This window comes from Kitasatospora griseola (assembly GCF_044999035.1).
GTDB lineage: Bacteria > Actinomycetota > Actinomycetes > Streptomycetales > Streptomycetaceae > Kitasatospora > Kitasatospora griseola.
In genome coordinates this window covers 6860182-6876301 of the sequence record NZ_CP173360.1, presented here as the reverse complement: position 1 = coordinate 6876301, position 16120 = coordinate 6860182, and the positions used below count along the sequence as shown (strand labels likewise).

Here is a 16120-nt window from a genome sequence, read left to right as displayed (position 1 = left end):
GTGACGGTGGCGGAGCGGGCTGCTGGTTCGGGATCGGCGACGGGCCGCGGGGTGGCCGCCTCGCAGCCGCACCCCAGTGTTCAGCGGTAGCGCGGCCCCGGCCCAGAGGCCGGCTGCGAGAAGGGCGCGGAAGCCGAGAAGGCGATCCGGGTGGAGTCGGCGGCGGCGCGGGTCGGGGAGGTCGTGCGGGCGGCTCGGGCGCGGTGGGTGTCCAGCGGCGTCGGGCTGGAGGGGATCTCCGTCAGTTCGGCGGCGCCGACGACCGCCGCGCCGACGGCCAGGTCGCCGAGGTCTCCGATGTCACGGATGGCGGGGGCGAGCATCGCGCTGACCATGGTGTGCAGGATCTGGTCCGGCGTGCAGATGCTGGCTGCGGCGGACCAGCCGTCGAAGTCGCCTGCGATGTCGACGCTCCAGAATCCCTCCTGCCCGGCCTCCTCCCACTCATCCGGGTCGAGGACCGCCTGGGTGTTGAGGACGATCCTGTCCTGCGGGCTCTGCTCGGCGAACGCCGTCTCAGTGCCCGCCGCGGCGTCCCAGATGAGGGTCCACCCGTGGGCCTGGAGGGGGGTGCGCCACTCGTCGTCGGCAGCGCCCCCGGTGAGCCGCCTGCCGGTGCGCAGCCGGTCGGCCAGCTCGGTGGTGATGGCCTCGACGACCTCGATCGGCGTGTTCTCGGTGAGGCTGACGGTCCACAGCGGCGGGCGGAAGGGGCGTTCATGGACGGCGACCTTCCCCATCACGTCGCCGCCCTCCGGCTCGAGTCCGAGCCGGATTCGGCCGTCGGTGGAGATGATCAGCTGGTTGCCGCGGCCGTCGTCGAGGCGTACGGCTCCCGCGTCGGTGAGCGGCCGGATCGCGCGCTCGATGTCCCGGGTGGGGCCGGCGTACAGGGCTGGGGTGATGCGGACCTGCTGCCAGGGTCGTTCGCGGGCCCGCTTGGCCCAGTGGGGATTGACCGTGGTCAACTACTGCTCCAAGTAGGCGGGTTCATGTGGTGCGCGGTCGGACCGTCACTGCGGCAGGCGCGATGGAGCGGGGGAAGCGGCGACCTGAACGTCGTCGGGCATGGACGGGGCCTCGTGGGGGTCGGTGCGGGGGTCAGCGGGACTTCGGCCGCGGGCCGTCGTGGCTTGGCGCTCCTGTGTGGCCGAGCGGGCCGGTGACCGTAGGAAGTGCGGTCGGCGTGGTTCGGGTGCGGGCTGCTGCGGACCGCGGTGAGTGGGCGGTGCCGAGGCGGCCGACTGCATGGTCGGCCGCTTCCCGGCCGGAGGCGACGATCTCGGCCGTCAACCGGAGCGCTTCACCGGCGTCTCCACTAACGCGGTGGTGGAGGGCCCAGCCGCCGGCCGCCCGCAGAACCCTGGCGCTGCGGTCCAGCACGCCGCCCTCCCCGGTGATGACGCCAGCCGCCCTGCGCACCTCAGCCGGGTCGGTGGCACGCAGCAGGCGGGTGGTGACCTCGTCGATACCCTCGGCCAGCCGTTCCGCGGTGTTGCTCGGCAGGAGCTCTCCGGTAACGGGGACGAAGGGCTGTGGCGACAGGCGGACGCCGAGGGTGGGGCCGAGGGTGACGTCGTACCCGGCGGTGGCGAGGAGGACGGCCGCGTCGGTGGCGATCTCGTTCTCCTCGTACCGGGGGTGGCTGGCGGGCAGGGTGTAGTGGTTCGAGCGCCCGGGGGTGGGGGCGAACCCGGTGGTGCCGATGAGGAAGGCGGTGCGCTCGTCCCCGCCGGTCGCGGTGATCGCGTCGTCGTCGGTGCGTCGGATGGTGACCGCGTTCGGGCCGGCTCGGCCGGGGTCCGCCGGTCCGGGCTCGGCTGGTGCCTCGCCCTGGTCTTCGCGGGTGGGCTGCTGGCCGCGGGCGGGTGGGAGGTTGCGGCGATGACGCGGTTCGAGGTGGACCTGGGTGCGGTTGGCGGCGGGGATCTGGAGGCGCTGGCGGAGCGCCGGCAGGGGGTTGACGACCTCGTCGAGCGCGGCGCTGATGAGGGCGGTGGGGGTGTGGCTGGCGAAGACGGCATGCCAGCGCTCGCTGGGGTAGCCGCGGGGGCCGCCCCAGACGGTGACGGTCGGACCGATCCCGCGGATGTCGCCGATGTTGTGGTTGACGGCGATGCCGGCGGTGGCGTCGGGGCGGGTGCAGCTGTAGACGCCGTGGACAGGGCTGGTCTCCCGCGACCACGGTTCGTCGGCGGCTTCCAGGTCGGCCGCGATGGTGTCGTCCAGCGATCGGCGGCCCCACAGGAGTTCGTCGCGCACCGTCTCGGAGGTCGCGGTCAGGGTGTGGGAGAGGCGCTCGACCACCGCGGTGACGACCTCGACCGGGGTGCGGGTGCAGAAGGTCGCGTGCCAGGTCCGCTTGCCGACGGGCGAGGCGTACGCGGCGATGGTCCAGCGGGGCCCAGTGCTGGTGTCGTGGTCGAGTTCGATCGCGGCGAGGAGGGACTCGTGCAGCGCGACGGTGGTGTCCTGCCCCGGGCTGTAGCGGCCCCAGGTGGGGGACGTTTCGAGGAAACGGGCGAGGGCTGCTTCGGCGTCGCCCGGTCCGGCCAAGTGGCCTGGTGTGACCACCACTTCGAGGTCGGGGGTGGGGGTGCTCAGGGGGCCTCCTTCCGTGCGGGCTCGCCTGCGGCACCGGTGCCGGCCAGTGCTGCGGTGCTACCGGGCGGATACAGCACCGGGCGCAGGATGTTAGGGGCGTCGTGTACCCGGGTGATTGCGTCGACCAGGGCGGTCAGGACCGGCGCGGGGGCTGCTTCGCTCACCGAGATCGACCAGAACCGGCCGTCCTTGACGCCGTCGATGTCCCAGCAGCCGTCCTGGCCCGACTGGAACGGATCGAGCATCCGACCGGCACGGTTGTGGTGGGTGGCCAATGCCCTGTCGCCGTTGGCAGCCCGGTAGCGGAACGGGTAGGCGCGCAGCCCGGGCGACCTCTGCCACCCCGCGTCGGCGAAGCCGTCGAGGGCGGAGGCCGGGTCGGCGGTGCCCCAGAAGTCGAACAGTGGGTGCTTCTCCTGGTGGAGTCGGGCGACCGTCGCCGTGACCGCGGCCACGACCTCGATGGGCGTGTTCCGGTTGAGGTGTGCACCCCAGAGTGGCTGCTCGAACGGCTCGTCGTGGACGAGCACCCGCCAGGAGGGCCAGCTCCAGTGCGGGAAGACGTAGCCGACGTGGATCCGGTGGTCGGGGGTGATGACCATGGTGTTCTTCGCGGCGCGGGTGAGGTGGGCGCCGAGGTCGAGCAGGGGCTGCAGCGCCCGGTCGAGGCCGTCGGGCGGCCTGCCGGCGGCGTCCCAGTAGGTCGACGGGTCACCGTACTTCTTGAACAGGTCATCTCCTTCAGGCTCGGAGCGGGACCGGGCCGCCGCGCGGGCGGCGGCCCGGCTGGCGCGGTCAGGCTTCGGTCGGCTCGACGGCCTCGGAGTCAGGGTCGGTCGCGCCCTCGGCGATCTGCCGCTCGGTCTCAGCGAGTCGCTGCTCTGCGATGCCGGCGTAGTGCGGGGTGACCTCCACGCCGATGAAGTTGCGGCCCTCCAGCAGGGCGGCGACTCCGGTGCTGCCGCTGCCTGCGCACACGTCGAGTACGGTGCCGCCGGGGCGGCAGATCTTGACCAGCTCCCGCATCACCGAGACGGGCTTCTGGGTGATGTGGACCCGACCGCTCCTGGGCTGGGAGGCGGTATAGAGGCCGGGCAGGTAGACGGGGTGGGCGTCGCCGTCGATCGGGCCCTTGCTCCCCCACAGCACGAATTCACAGTGCTGGGTGAATCGACCCTTTTGCGGCCTGGCGGCGGGCTTGTACCAAGCGAGTGCGCCACGCCAGATCCAGCCGCCGGCCTGCAGTGCGTCGCTCGTTGCGGCCAGCTGGCGCCAATCGGTGAAAACGAGGGCGACGCCGCCATTCTTGGTCGCGCGATAGGACTCGGCCAGGAGCTGGGACAACCAGTACGTGTAACTCCTCTGGTCCTTGTTCTCGCCGGGGAAATCAGCGAGGGAGTGGGCAGCGTCGTTCGAGGTGTACTTCGCTCGCGCCGTTCGTCCGGTCCGCTCCTGGGCGGTGCGCCCACCCGAATTGTAGGGCGGATCGGTGATCACGGCATCGACGGAGTTCGAAGGGATCGCGGCGAGTCGGACAAGGGCGTCACCCTGATGGATTTCGTAGGGCAAGGGGCGGGCTGACCTCCTGGTCGGGGATGGGGCAGCAACGGCAACCGGCGGAATTACCTGGCCTTTCGGCGGGCGGCAGAAGTCCGGCGGGCGGCTCCGGAACACTCGGGCTGCGGCTACGTCAGGAACCTAGCCCAGGTGCGGCTCGCAACCTAAAACGCACCCCGAGCCACCCTGGCGAAGATCGTTTTAGGTTGCGAGCCGCACTCCGCCTATCGTCTGCCGCACCCCCGGAGATCACCCGGCCCGGAATCCCGTTTTAGGTTCCGAGCCGGTCCAGTTCTACGGTGAGGCACCCCGACGGAAAACCACCTTCTACCTGCATGCCGACCAGCTACCCGTTTTTGGTTGCGAGCCGAGAAGGCATTAGCGTCCGCCGGGCAGGCCGCCGGTATACCCCGGATCGTTGGCGCCGCACCGTTTTAGGTTGCGAGTCCGCGATTCGGTACCGTCGGCCGCCGCAAGCGAATTCCACCCAACCCTTACCAGGGGACATCCATGCCTTTTTCGAGATTACGAGCGCGGCTTGCTGCCGCTCCCTCCGGCCCGCCCGCCTCCCGGCCGGGCGGGCCCACCCCGCACCCCTCCGCACGATCCGACAGGAGCCCCCGCCTTGCTCGCCCCCACCGCACGGATGCGGATGCCCAAGCCCCGCCCGCCGGACCCCTGCGCCGATGCGGCCGGAGGTGACGTTCGGAGGGCACGATGAGCTGGCAGAAGTGGGTCGGCGGCGGTCTCGCCGGCCTGCTCCTGGCACCGTTCGCCATCGCCTTCCCCGCCCTGGCGGTCAGCGCCAACGACTCCACCAAGTCCGACACCTGCACCCCCGGCACCGGTCCACAGCCTGTGGACAGTGCGGCCGTCGCCGCCCAGGTCAAGAAGATCCTGGACGGCGCGACCGGCCAGGTCGGACTCGTCGCCGGGCTGGACAATCCGGCCGTACAGATCCCCTTCGCGAAGACGATCACAGCGACGGGCATCTCGATGAACGTGTCCGCCCGCGGGCAGGTCATCGCCCTGGCCACCGCGCTGCAGGAATCGAACCTGCGGAACCTGTCCTACGGCGACCGCGACAGCCTGGGCCTGCTCCAGCAGCGCCCGTCGCAGGGCTGGGGCACGGCCGAGCAGATCCAGGACCCGGTGTACGCCTCGACCCGGTTCTACAAGGCCCTGTTGGAGGTTCCCGGCTGGGAGCAGCTGCCGCTCACCGTGGCGGCCCAGAAGGTCCAGCGGTCCGGCTATCCGGATGCCTACGCCAAGTGGGAGCCGCTGGCGACCGCCTTGCAGCAGGCCATCTCCCAGGTGTTGTCCGGGAGTTCCGCTCCTACGCCGACTCCCTCTCCGGGCACAACGCCGTCACCGAGCCCGTCCGCGCTGGCCACGCCGAGCGGCTGCGGCACCGGGGGCGACGACGGAACGAACTGGGGCGTCATCCCGCCCGGCGTCCTGCCGGCCGGCTACCAGATCCCCACCGATGTCCCGCCTGCCGTGCAGAGCGCCATCAAGTTCGCGCTCGGCCAGCTGGGCACGCCCTACCAGTGGGGCGGCAGCTGCACCGACGCGCACGGCCAGGACCCGATGGGCCGCTGCGACTGCTCGTCCCTGACGCAGCAGGCGTACAAGGTCGGCGGCATCACCATCGAGCGTCGGACCTACGAGCAGGTCCACAACGGCACCGGCGTGAGCGTCGACGCCATCCGCCCGGGCGACCTGCTGTACACCCGACCCGGCCCCAACGGCCCGGAGCACGTCGGCATGGCCATCGGCCAGGGCCTCGTGGTGCACGCCCCCAAGACGGGCGATGTCGTCAAGATCTCCACGCTCGCCTCGTGGAAGGCCGACATCATCGCCGCCCGCCGCATCGCCCCCTGACGGCAACTGCCGTCCATCTCAGCGCACTTCGCGCACCTCACCCCCTTCCAGCGCGGCCCGCCCGCGCACCTTCCTGCCCCTCTAGCCGTGGAGTGTGTTTGCTCACCTACTACCTCGCCGACGCCGCCACGCAGCTGGCGTACGACCCTGGTATCTCACCGTCCGAGGGTGGCTTGCCCGGCCTGTCCATCCTGAAGTCCACCGTGGGCAGCATCAACTTGTTCGCGATCATCGCGGTGGTCGGTGCGCTCTGCGTCAGTGGCATCGTCTGGGCCTGGGGCCACCACACCGGCTCGCACGGCAGCGAGCAGAAGGGCAAGCAGGGCGCCTTGGTCGCCGCGGGCTGCGCCCTCCTGCTGGGTGCCGCGAACGGCATCGTCAGCTTCTTCTCGACGGTGGGGACCAGCGTCCACTGATGCCGAAGTCCTCGCCGCTCGCCGGCCAGTCCACCATGCTGCGCCGGCTGCTGATCGGCCTGGGCGTGCTCGTGGTCGTCGCCCTGCTGGCCGGGCTCACCGCCCGGCTGGCGGGCGGCGACCACCGCGCCCCGAGCGCCGCCAACTCCGCTTCCTCCCCTACCGCTTCCGCGACTTCGACCGTTTCGCCGCTCGGCCCCGGACGCGCCCCCTCTGCCGGAGCGACACCGGGCCCCTCCGTCGTCGCTGCTCCGCCGCACACCAGCGACCCCATCAAGTTCGCGACGGCGTTCGCCACCGCGCTGTGGAGCTACGACACCCGCACCGCCACCCAGCCTCAGCAGCTGGCCGGCCTCCGCGGCTGGCTGACCGGCGAGAGCAAGTACGCCGACCCGGACGCCCTCGCCGCCCAGCTGCCGGACCCGGTCCTGTGGAGCCGGATGCGCGACAACGGTCAGCATGCCGTCGGCGAAGCCGCCGTGGCGCACCTGCCCGCAGCCTGGCAGCAGGCCATCGGCAAGGACCCGACTCAGCTCACCGTCGCCTACGTCTACGCCGTCACCGTCACCGGCAAGCAGACCGTCAGCTGGAACGACGGCGGCCGGGGAGCCGAGGACCGCAGCCTCACCCTGGCCGTCCAGTGCCGACCGGGCCGCGACTGCGCGCTCGCCTCCATCGCCACCACCGTCTACCCCTGACCTCCTTCCCCATCGGTCCCGACCAGAGGAGCTGATCGCCCATCGGTTTCTGCGACATTCCCGGCTCCGGCCTGCTCTGCGACGTCATCGTCGGCGGCGTCAGCGACTCCGTCACCGCCTCCATCGGCAACTGGGTCGCCAAGAGCGCCGGCGACCTCGCCAAGTCCGCGGTCGACCTCGCCTCCCGCGCCGTCGACAAGACGACCTCGGTCGACCTCGGCGCGGAGTGGTTCCGCACCAACTACGCGACCATCCTGCCGATCGCGCTGGTCATGCTGGTGATGACCTTCATCTTCCAGCTGATCCGCGCGGCTTGGAGGCGGGATGGCCAGGCGCTCGGCCAGGCCGTCACCGGCACGGTGAGCGCCACACTGTTCGCGATGACGGCGATCACCTTCACCGGCGTCTCCCTGGTCATCGTCGACGCACTCTCGCGCGGGCTGTTCCAAATCGCCAACTCCAGCATGGACGACGCGGTCAGGCGCCTGGTCAAGGTATCGATGATCGGCATCACGTCACCGCTGGGCTGGGCGATCCCTGCGCTGGTGGCGCTCGGTTGCGCGGCCGGGGCGATCCTCTACTGGGGCGCGATGGTCCTGCGCAAGGTCACGATTCTCGTGCTCGTCGTACTCGCACCCTTCGCGGCGGCCGGCGGCGCGTGGGAGCCGACCCGCGACTGGCGACGCCGCTGGATCGAGGCCACCGCCACGGTCGTGTTCAGCAAGCTGATCATGACGATCATCATGCTCGTCGGCGTCTCCGCGCTCGGCCAGAGCGACACCAAGGACGGCATCCAGGCGCTGAGCGACATCATCGCCGGCCTCGTCGTCATGGCCCTGGTGCTGCTCAGCCCGATGGCGATCTACAAGTTCGTCCACTGGGCGGGCGACGGCGGGCAGGGCCACGATCTGCACCGCAGCACCGCCACCGGTCTGCAGGTCGGTGCCGCGACCGCCCAGAAGGCCGGCCGGATGGCCGCGACCGCGGGTGCCGGCGGAGCGGGCGGCGCAGCGATGGGCGGAGCCGCCCCGCAGGGCCCGGCGCAGGTGCCCGGCCAGGATGCCCCGGCCGGCGGCAGCGTCGGCAACCCGGGCTCCGGCGACGGCTCGTCCCCGTCGCAGAGCACCTTCCGCTTCCCCGGCACCTCCTCCGGCGGCGGCGATGCGATCGGAAAGGCGCTGATCACCCGCCGCACCCAGTATGGCGGCGACCAGGGCCAGCCGCTGATCTCCCGGGCCCCGGCCTCCGGCCAGTCCTCCGGGGGCGGAGCGAGCGGAGGAGCAACCGGCAAGCCCACAAGCGCAGTTGCCGCCGCCGGTGGGAGCGGGGGTGCCGCGCAGGTGGTCTTCAGCGCCGCACGTGGCACCGTCGCCCAGGCTCCTGCCGCCCCGCCAGCTTCGGCCGCTGGTCCCGCCCCGTCGGTGGCCTCCACCGGCTCGGCCTCGGTGCCGAGCAGCCCCGTCGGCCCCTCCACGCCGCCGACCTCCTGACCAGCACCGGCCGGGGCCACCGCCCGCCCCGGCCGGTGCCCCCGCCCTGACCGAAGGAGTCGCCCCTGTCGGCTGACCTTCCCACACCGACCGTCCGTTTCCCCAGCCGATCCCGACGGGGAGTTCTGCTCGGGCTGACCGCCGCCTAGCTCACCGTCGTCGGCATCGCCGGCGCGTTGCTCCTGGCCACCATGGTCGCCACCGGACTCGCCGGAGCCGCCCTCGCCACCCCGCTCTGGGCCCTGGCCGCCGCCCTCGTCATCGTCCGCTTCCACAGCCGCTCCGTGGCAGATTGGGCCCCGATCCTCATCCGGTACTACCTCCGCCGCGCCAAGGGCCAGCTCGTCTGGCTCGCCCGGCCCGCCACCCGGCCCCGCCGCGACGGCCTGCTCCACCTGCCCGGCACCGACGCCAGCCTGCGCGCCGTTACCGCCCCCGGCGGCACACTCGGCGCGATCCACAACCCCCAGAAGAACACCCTCACCGCCGTCATCCGCGTCAGCTCCCGCGCGTTCGCCCTGCTGGACCCCTCCACCCAGGCCGGCAACGTCAATGCCTGGGGCCGGTGCCTGGCCTCGCTCGCCCGCACCGGCTACATCACCACCGTCCAGGTGATCGAGCGCACCGTCCCCGACAGCGGCGACGCCCTCGCCCGGTACTGGGCCGAGAACGGCCGCCCCGACGCCCCCCTCGCGGGCCCCGTCTACGAGGAACTCCTCGCCGCCGCCGGCCCGACCGCGGCCCCACACGAGGCGTACATCGCGATCAGCCTCGACCTCAAGGGCGCCCGCCGCCTGATCGGCGAGGCCGGCGGCGGCCTGTCCGGCGCGTTCAGCGTCCTGACCCAGCTCGTCCCCGGCTTCGAGCAGTCGCTGCGCAACGCCGGACTCAACCCCCGCGGCTGGCTCAGCACCGGCGATATCGCCGCCGTGATCCGCTCGGCCTACGACCCGAAGGCCCTCGCCAACCTGGAGCAGTGGTCCGAGAGCGGCGAAGCCGTCGCCGACCCGGCCGCCGCCGGCCCCGTCGTGGTCGTCGAGGAACCAGGCCGCCTGACCACCGACACGGCCTGCCATGCGGTGTACTGGATCGAGCAGTGGCCCCGCTCCGAGGTTACCCACGGGTTCCTCCACCCGCTGGTCTTCGCCGGCGGCGCCCGCCGCACCCTCTCCCTCACCTACGGGCCGCAGGCACTGGATGCCGCGCTCAAGGCGGTGCAGCGCACCAAGGCGTCGATCGTCGCCGACGCCGCCGAGCGGGTCCGCAAGGGCCAGGTCGACTCCGAGGCCGACAGCATGGAGTACGCCGACGCCAAGCAGCACGAGCGCGAGCTGATCTCCGGTCACGCCGACGTCGACCTGACCGGCCTGGTGGTCGTCAGCGCCGACACCCCGGAGGAACTGCGCCGCGCCTGCGCCTCGATCGAGACCGCCGCCGCCGGCACCGGCCTGGACCCGCGGCTCCTGCGCTGGCAGCAGGCCGAGGCGTTCGCGCAGGCGGCCCTGCCGCTCGCCCGCACCTGACGGGAGGCCGGCCGTGCACCACCCACCCACCAGCGACCACCGCCTCCTGCGCTTCGCGACCGCGGGCGTCGACGTCCACCACCACACCGCCATCCCGGAGCAAGAACCCGTCTCCCGCGGCGAGTTGGACGCGCTCCACGCTCACTGCGTCGCCCTGTTCGCGCTGCTCGACACCCACACCGGCACCACCCGGCCGCTCGCCCCGGCCGAGGCCGGCCACCTCCACGCCGCCCGCATCCGGCTCTGGCAGACCTGCGACGCCCTCCACGACGCCTACCACCGCGCCCCGCGGGCCGACGGACGCCGCCCCACCCGCGAAGCCTGCGCGCTGCGGCTGCCGGAAGGCGCCCCCGACATGGTGATCTGCCAGCGCCACAGCACCACCTCGGGCCGCGTCCGGGTGATCGCCACCCCCTCCGAGCTCCGCGGCACCCCGACCACAGCCCCTCGCGTCTGACAGGAGAAACGTTCCTGCGCCCCCGCTCCGCCAGTGCCACCCCCCTGTTCACCCCGACCCGCTCGGACCGCGCCGCCCGCCGCCAGGCCAAGCGCGACCTCGCCGCCGCCCGCCGCGCCGCCCGCCAGGCCGACCGCCCCCACCGCCCGAAGAGCCGCCGCGAGGAGAACGCCGAACTCCTCCCCACCTACCCCGCAGCCGGACGCCCCGGCCCCGCCTCCCTGCGCGGCGGCCGACTGCGACTTCCCGCGCACCGCATGACCACCGCGACCGCCTCGGCCGCCTACCCCTTCCTCGCCGAGGGCGGCCTCGGGTCAGCCGGCGTCCTGATCGGCCGCGACGTCCACGCCGAGGCGTCGTTCGTCTTCGACCCCTTCGCCCTGTACGGGAAGGTTGAGAACTTCACCAACCCGAACACGCTGGTGGCCGGCGTGATCGGCCAGGGGAAGTCGGCGCTGGCGAAGAGCATCGCTTTGCGCAGCACGGCATTTGGTTACCGCGTCTACGTCCCATGTGACCCGAAGGGCGAGTGGACGTCGGTCGCGGAGGCGATCGGCGGGACCACCATCGCGCTGGGGCCGGGGCTTCACGGAAGGCTCAACCCGCTCGATGCGCCGCCCGCTCCGGTCGGCGTCGACCCGGCGGACTGGGCGGGTGAGGTTCGCAAGCGCAGGCTCCTGCTGCTCGGCTCGCTGGCCCGCACGGTCCTGCGGCGCGACCTGGCGCCGATGGAGTACACGGCGATGGACATCGCGCTGGACGCGGTGGTCGACCGGTGCGCGCGCACGGGCCAGGTCCCGCTGCTGGGCGACGTCGCGGCCGTTCTCGGGCAGCCCGCCGTCCTGGACGCCGCGCTCGGCGATCCCACCCGGCGCGTCGGCGCAGCCGCCCAAGACCTCGCCCATGCCCTGCGCCGACTGGTCAACGGCGATTTGGCGGGCATGTTCGACGCGCCGTCGACCGCGGAGTTCGACCCGAAGAGTCCGATGCTGACAATCGACCTCTCGCGGCTCGGCTCCTCGGGCGACGACACCGCGCTGACGCTGGCGATGACCTGCGCGTCCGCCTGGATGGAGGCCGCGCTCAGCGACCCCAACGGTGGTCGCAGGTGGGTGATCTACGACGAGGCGTGGCGCGTGATGCGGCACGCGGCACTGCTGGAGCGCATGCAGAGCCAGTGGAAGCTGAGCCGCGGACTGGGCATCGCAAACATGCTGATCATCCACCGCCTGTCCGACCTGCTGTCGGCCGGTGACGCCGGCTCCCGGACCCGGGCGCTCGCCGAGGGCCTGCTGACCGACTGCGCGACCCGCGTGATCTACCGGCAGGAGAGCGACCAGCTGGCCGCCACCGCCGGACTTCTCGGCCTCAGCGGTGTCGAGACCGCCGCCATCGCCGCCCTCGGCAAGGGCCGCGGACTGTGGAAGGTCGCCGGACGCAGCTTCGTGGTCCAACATCTCTTGCACCGCGCCGAGTTGACCCTGTTCGACACGGACGCCCGGATGCATGCGAAACCCCGTGAGTTCACGAAAACTGACGCCCCGTTGATTCCGGTTTCGCGCCCCGAGGTGCGGCGATGAGTCTACGTGGGGTCGTGGGTTCCCGTCTGCTGTCCGGCGCTGGTGTCGCTGGTGCCGTTCAGGGCGGGGTGGCCGAGGGCGGCGTTGTAGCGGTTGGCGGCCTCGATACCGAGGCCGAAGAAGTCGCAGATCCGGCGGACGTCACCGCCGGTGTCGAAGATCTCCTGGAGGATCCGGTCGTCGCGCAGGGCCTGCGGCTTCACATCGACCTTGCGGAACGCAAAGAGCCGGCTGGCGGCGATGGCTCTGGGGGCGGTCTTGCGGGTGACGATCAGGTGCGGGTTGAGCGTGTTGGGCCACGTCCGCGCCCGTTCGTCGAGGTAGGCCGCGAGTCGTGTGAGGACGGGGCCGGCCAGAGGGATCTTCTTGTCTCCGAGGGCGAGCTTGCCGTCGACGATGTCCGTGAGCTGGATCGCGGAGATCTGTGGGGCCGTCAGGCCGTGGAAGGCGACCAGCGCGACCGAGAGCGCGGCGGTGGTGTCGGGCGAATTCAGCGCGTCGCGGACCTTGGCCGTGTCCAGTGGCATGGGGACGGTGGTGTTGGACACGGCGCCGGGTACGCCTCGGCTCGGGTTGGCGAAGATGTGCTTGCGCGACTTGAGGATGTCGAAGACGGACCTCAGCCCCTGGTCGGCGTGGACCCGGCTACTGCCCTGCGTCGGCACGGCGTCGATGAACTGCTGACGGGTGATCTCGGCGAGGGACCGGTGCCCTTCCTCCGCCCAGCGGCGCCAGATGGGTGCCATGCCCTGGACCTGCCACTTGATGGTCCCCTTCGTACGTGCGCGCCGACGCGGCGCGGTGGAGCTCCCGTTGAGCATGATGTCGAACCAGAGCTGCAGTTGCTCCAGCATGGGCTCGGGCAGGCCGACGGTACGCTCGGCGAAGTAGCGCTCGATGACGCTCACGCGATCGTCAGTCAACAGCTGTGCTGCGTCGAGGACTTCGAGGGTGGAGACCATCGTCCCGCCGTAGCGCATGCTGGCGGCGATATCACTGGCGAGGATCTTCTCACCGTGCCACTGCTGCTGGGCGTCCAGGAGCTTGAGGGCGTGGACGACGCTATTGGTCTGACGGGTGCTCCACGAGTGCCGCTCGGCATGCTCGCGCAGGACGGGCTCGCAGTGCTGGAGAAGCGGCGAGTGCTGGGTCAGGGCCCGTTGCTTGATGGTGCCGTGCCCCGCCGCCATGCGGAAGAGCAGAAGTTGGCGGGCGTCGGTGACCGTGATTTCTTCAGGGGCCGGGCGCTGCTCACGCAGCTCACGTTCGCGGGCCGCGCGCCGGCGGGCGGCACCGGTCTGGTCGTACTGGAGATTGGCGAGGAAGAGCTGCTGGCCGAAGCGCGCGGCCTCGGCGAGGTTCGGCGCGCGGCCGACCTGCTGGTGGAACCGGGCGTTCTCCCAGCACAGGCGGCAGGCGCCGCGGCCGTTGATCCGGCTCTCGCGGTCGCAGAACTGGCAGACCGCGATCTCGTAGTGGCTTCGCCACCAGCGGCAGCTCCAGCACAGCCAGCTGACCTGGCGGTAGACGCCCCAGGCGAGGCAGCCGCGGCAGGCCCCGATGTGCAGTGGGGCGCCGGGATGGCAGCGCGTGCACTGGCCCTGGCTGAAGTAGTCGGACGAGCCGCAGGAGCGGCACGGCGGCGGGGTGAACGGCCCGCCGGGCATGCAGGTGTAGCAGACATCCACGCGGGGCTTGGTCCAGGCCACGCGGTTGATCCCGCAGACCTGGCACTTGGCAGGTGGCTGGATGCTCATACGGGCGGCTCCGAGCGGGGTCGGCCGAAGCGCGGGGCGATGATCGTGCCGGCCTCGGACGCGTTGCTGGAGGAGTTGACGGCCTTGGCCTCGGTGGGCCGGCGGGCTGCGACCTTCTCTGGCTCGCGGATCAGCAGCGCTGTCGGGTCGCAGTCCAGGACGGCGCAGATCACGTCCAGGTCGTCCAGGCGGATGCTGACCGGCGTGCCGGTCCACAGCGCGGACATCTTGCCCGCGCTGATCTCCAGCCCGGCCTCGGCGAGTCGGCGGCGCATGTCGGTCGACTTCCAGATGCCGCGCTCCGCGGCTTTGAGTCGCAGGTTCCACTGCACTGGTTCACACCTCTCCGAAGCGGGCTTCGAGCCGCTGGTTGGCCGCCGTCCAGGCGCGTTCGACGTGGTCGCTGCGGACGTGGATGTAGCGGGTCGTCGTGGACAGCCACTCGTGCCCGAGAAGTTCTTGAAGTGCCTTGAGGTCCATGCCAGTTGCATGCCGTCGTAGGTGGTCCAGGTCTGCGCGGGGACCTGGCTGTCGTTCGCTACGAACACCGTGCCGTTGGGGGTGGCGGTGTTGTCGTAGTACGCGGCGGAGGTCTTGATCGCCCACCCGTGCGAGTCGTACACGGTGTCGGTGAGGAAGCGCCCGGCCATCGTGGTCGGCGAGTTGGCTTGAGTCTGTCGGACTCGGCCCAGGCCGTCGTAGAGCCGAGTTGTGGTGAGGTATTGCTCGATCTCGTTGATGGTCTGCGAGGTCACGACTGAGGGCGCTGTGACGCCGTTGACCGCGTAGGAGAACTTGCTGTTGGGGGACAGGTTGGTAGCGCGGCCTGGGATCCACACGGCGGTCAGGCGACCGAGGCCGTCGTACTGCTGAGTGGTGGTGCGGCCGTTGGTGTCTGTGGAGACCAGCGGCAGGTTGCGACCGGGGTCCTGGTCGACGGTGGAGATCCAGCCCGTCGGGCCGGTCGAGGTGATCTTGGTCGGTATCGCCCCGGTGGCCGGGGTGAACGCGACGGTGGACTTGGCGGCGGTAGCGGCCGGGTCGCGCCCGGTCAGCTGGTTGCCGTCCTTGTCGTAGGTGGAGCCGTCACCCTGGGTGTTGGACACCGGGCGGCCGTACACGTCGAACCCGGTGGTGGCGGTGTTGACGTAGACCGGGTTGCCGGAGGCGTCGTAGTGGTCCAGCGTCTGGGCGCTGGTCGGCTCGGCGAGCGTGCCGGCCTGGCCGAACGGCTTGGAATCGTAGAGAGTGCGGGTGTCGCTGAGGGTGTTGGAGGAGTTCGCCGCCGTACCACAGGGACCCGCGACCGACAGCTTTCGGTCCACCAGGGTGACCAGCGCGGCGTTGCCGCTGGTGGCGTAGCTGGTGGTGGTGCAGACCTCGGGAGTGGCGGCGGTGCCGTCGCCCTTGTCGTCGATCTGCAGTTCGCGGTTGGCATTGTCAGGGTCGCTAATGACGACCCTCGTGGTGGTGCGCCAACTGCCGGCGGAGAGCTTGCTCTTGGCCGTCGCGGTGACGTGGTCGGCGGGGTAGCGGGCCACGAGGTCAGGCATGCCGCCGGACTGCTTGTGTGTCGCGGTGGCTCGCTCGCCACTACTGGTGCTCCCGCTCATGCTGACGACCTGGCCGCCGGCCTTGTCGTAGACCTCGGTCGCAACGGGCGAGCCGCTCAACCAGCCGCTGTCGGTGACGCTACCGCCGAGCGGGCTGGTGACGCTCACGCTGCGGTCCGTTCAAGTCGCACCCGATGCGTCAGATATGCATCTCACGACGAAACCTGACGGAGCGTCGGTTCATCGCTTCACTCGCCTTTCGGGGGCGTCGGACGGGAGCGCCATGGTGTCGTGCCGGAGAACGGCCTCAGTGTGCAGGGCCGCGCCAAGACGCCGGAAGGGGGCCAACATCCCTACCGAGAAGCCCGGTTCTGCTACCTCCACGACCAGGTCGAGCAGCTCGCGAGCGGTGATCGGCATTCGACGCCGAGAAGCAGGAGGATCTGCTCGGACGGCTGCCGCGACAGGAGCGCGAGTGGCGGCCGCAGCGTGACCCGGTCCGGGCGCGAGGACCGCGACCGCTCCACCGGGCCGAGGGCCGGGACGGCGGTCCCCCCACGGGTGCCCACGGCCTGACGGCTGACACCGGTCGGGTCGGCAT

13 protein-coding genes and 1 pseudogene are annotated in these 16120 nt (G+C 71.4%); 7 read left to right on the top strand and 7 right to left on the bottom strand.

What is annotated here, in order from left to right:
- Positions 1 to 80: 80 nt before the first annotated feature.
- The 4 genes from ACI1MP_RS31020 to ACI1MP_RS31005 all read right to left on the bottom strand — a co-directional run bounded on the left by ACI1MP_RS31020 (position 81) and on the right by ACI1MP_RS31005 (position 4173).
- A complete protein-coding gene (locus ACI1MP_RS31020) occupies positions 81 to 968 on the bottom strand; it encodes a DUF317 domain-containing protein (RefSeq protein ID WP_404870006.1) in 888 nt (295 codons plus the stop codon).
- A gap of 133 nt (positions 969 to 1101) precedes the next feature.
- Positions 1102 to 2556: a DUF317 domain-containing protein gene (locus tag ACI1MP_RS31015; protein WP_404870005.1), complete on the bottom strand. Its 1455-nt coding sequence runs from the start codon at positions 2554 to 2556 to the stop codon at positions 1102 to 1104.
- 44 nt (positions 2557 to 2600) lie between these two features.
- A complete protein-coding gene (locus ACI1MP_RS31010; RefSeq protein WP_404870004.1) occupies positions 2601 to 3206 on the bottom strand; it encodes a DUF317 domain-containing protein in 606 nt (201 codons plus the stop codon).
- A gap of 193 nt (positions 3207 to 3399) precedes the next feature.
- Complete coding sequence (locus ACI1MP_RS31005; RefSeq protein ID WP_404870003.1) at positions 3400 to 4173, bottom strand: DNA-methyltransferase; 774 nt, start codon at positions 4171 to 4173, stop codon at positions 3400 to 3402.
- 705 nt (positions 4174 to 4878) lie between these two features.
- On the opposite strand from ACI1MP_RS31005, the gene ACI1MP_RS31000 reads away from it, so the two are divergent.
- The 3 genes from ACI1MP_RS31000 to ACI1MP_RS30990 all read left to right on the top strand — a co-directional run bounded on the left by ACI1MP_RS31000 (position 4879) and on the right by ACI1MP_RS30990 (position 7159).
- On the top strand, positions 4879 to 6045 hold the full coding sequence (locus tag ACI1MP_RS31000) for a C40 family peptidase (RefSeq protein ID WP_404870002.1): 1167 nt from the start codon (positions 4879 to 4881) through the stop codon (positions 6043 to 6045).
- A 98-nt stretch (positions 6046 to 6143) separates the two neighbouring features.
- A complete protein-coding gene (locus ACI1MP_RS30995; protein WP_404870001.1) occupies positions 6144 to 6461 on the top strand; it encodes a DUF6112 family protein in 318 nt (105 codons plus the stop codon).
- Positions 6461 to 7159, top strand: a complete 699-nt coding sequence (locus ACI1MP_RS30990; RefSeq protein ID WP_404870000.1) for a hypothetical protein — start codon at positions 6461 to 6463, stop codon at positions 7157 to 7159. The genes ACI1MP_RS30995 and ACI1MP_RS30990 overlap by 1 nt, the downstream gene beginning before the upstream one ends.
- Before the next feature lie 241 nt (positions 7160 to 7400).
- On the opposite strand, the gene ACI1MP_RS30985 is transcribed toward ACI1MP_RS30990, so the two are convergent.
- Positions 7401 to 7559, bottom strand: coding sequence for a hypothetical protein (locus ACI1MP_RS30985; protein WP_189278182.1), 159 nt, complete (start codon positions 7557 to 7559; stop codon positions 7401 to 7403).
- Here ACI1MP_RS30985 and ACI1MP_RS30980 point away from each other — a divergent pair.
- The 4 genes and pseudogenes from ACI1MP_RS30980 to ACI1MP_RS30965 all read left to right on the top strand — a co-directional run bounded on the left by ACI1MP_RS30980 (position 7540) and on the right by ACI1MP_RS30965 (position 12209).
- Positions 7540 to 8649, top strand: a complete 1110-nt coding sequence (locus tag ACI1MP_RS30980; RefSeq protein ID WP_404869999.1) for a type IV secretion system protein — start codon at positions 7540 to 7542, stop codon at positions 8647 to 8649. The genes ACI1MP_RS30985 and ACI1MP_RS30980 overlap by 20 nt on opposite strands.
- Before the next feature lie 65 nt (positions 8650 to 8714).
- Positions 8715 to 10172, top strand: a pseudogene (locus tag ACI1MP_RS30975) (SCO6880 family protein).
- A 13-nt stretch (positions 10173 to 10185) separates the two neighbouring features.
- Positions 10186 to 10629: a DUF6238 family protein gene (locus ACI1MP_RS30970; RefSeq protein ID WP_359820886.1), complete on the top strand. Its 444-nt coding sequence runs from the start codon at positions 10186 to 10188 to the stop codon at positions 10627 to 10629.
- Positions 10630 to 10643: 14 nt separating this feature from the next.
- The gene (locus tag ACI1MP_RS30965) at positions 10644 to 12209 is read left to right on the top strand and encodes an ATP-binding protein (RefSeq protein WP_404870854.1); all 1566 of its coding nucleotides are present in this window, start codon (positions 10644 to 10646) and stop codon (positions 12207 to 12209) included.
- Positions 12210 to 12211: 2 nt separating this feature from the next.
- On the opposite strand, the gene ACI1MP_RS30960 is transcribed toward ACI1MP_RS30965, so the two are convergent.
- The gene (locus ACI1MP_RS30960; RefSeq protein WP_404869998.1) at positions 12212 to 13966 is read right to left on the bottom strand and encodes a hypothetical protein; all 1755 of its coding nucleotides are present in this window, start codon (positions 13964 to 13966) and stop codon (positions 12212 to 12214) included.
- Positions 13963 to 15687: a helix-turn-helix domain-containing protein gene (locus ACI1MP_RS30955; RefSeq protein ID WP_404869997.1), complete on the bottom strand. Its 1725-nt coding sequence runs from the start codon at positions 15685 to 15687 to the stop codon at positions 13963 to 13965. Before ACI1MP_RS30955 ends, ACI1MP_RS30960 begins: the two co-directional genes overlap by 4 nt.
- Between the last annotated feature and the right edge of the window lie 433 nt (positions 15688 to 16120).

What these genes read in the sequence shown, in the direction of transcription:
- ACI1MP_RS30990 (WP_404870000.1), top strand. Translation starts at nt 6,461, where the DNA reads ATGCCGAAGTCCTCGCCGCTCGCCGGCCAGTCCACCATGCTGCGCCGG.
- ACI1MP_RS31000 (WP_404870002.1), top strand. Translation starts at nt 4,879, where the DNA reads ATGAGCTGGCAGAAGTGGGTCGGCGGCGGTCTCGCCGGCCTGCTCCTG.
- ACI1MP_RS31010 (WP_404870004.1), bottom strand. Translation starts at nt 3,206, where the DNA reads ATGGTCATCACCCCCGACCACCGGATCCACGTCGGCTACGTCTTCCCG.
- ACI1MP_RS30980 (WP_404869999.1), top strand. Translation starts at nt 7,540, where the DNA reads ATGACGGCGATCACCTTCACCGGCGTCTCCCTGGTCATCGTCGACGCA.
- ACI1MP_RS30960 (WP_404869998.1), bottom strand. Translation starts at nt 13,966, where the DNA reads ATGAGCATCCAGCCACCTGCCAAGTGCCAGGTCTGCGGGATCAACCGC.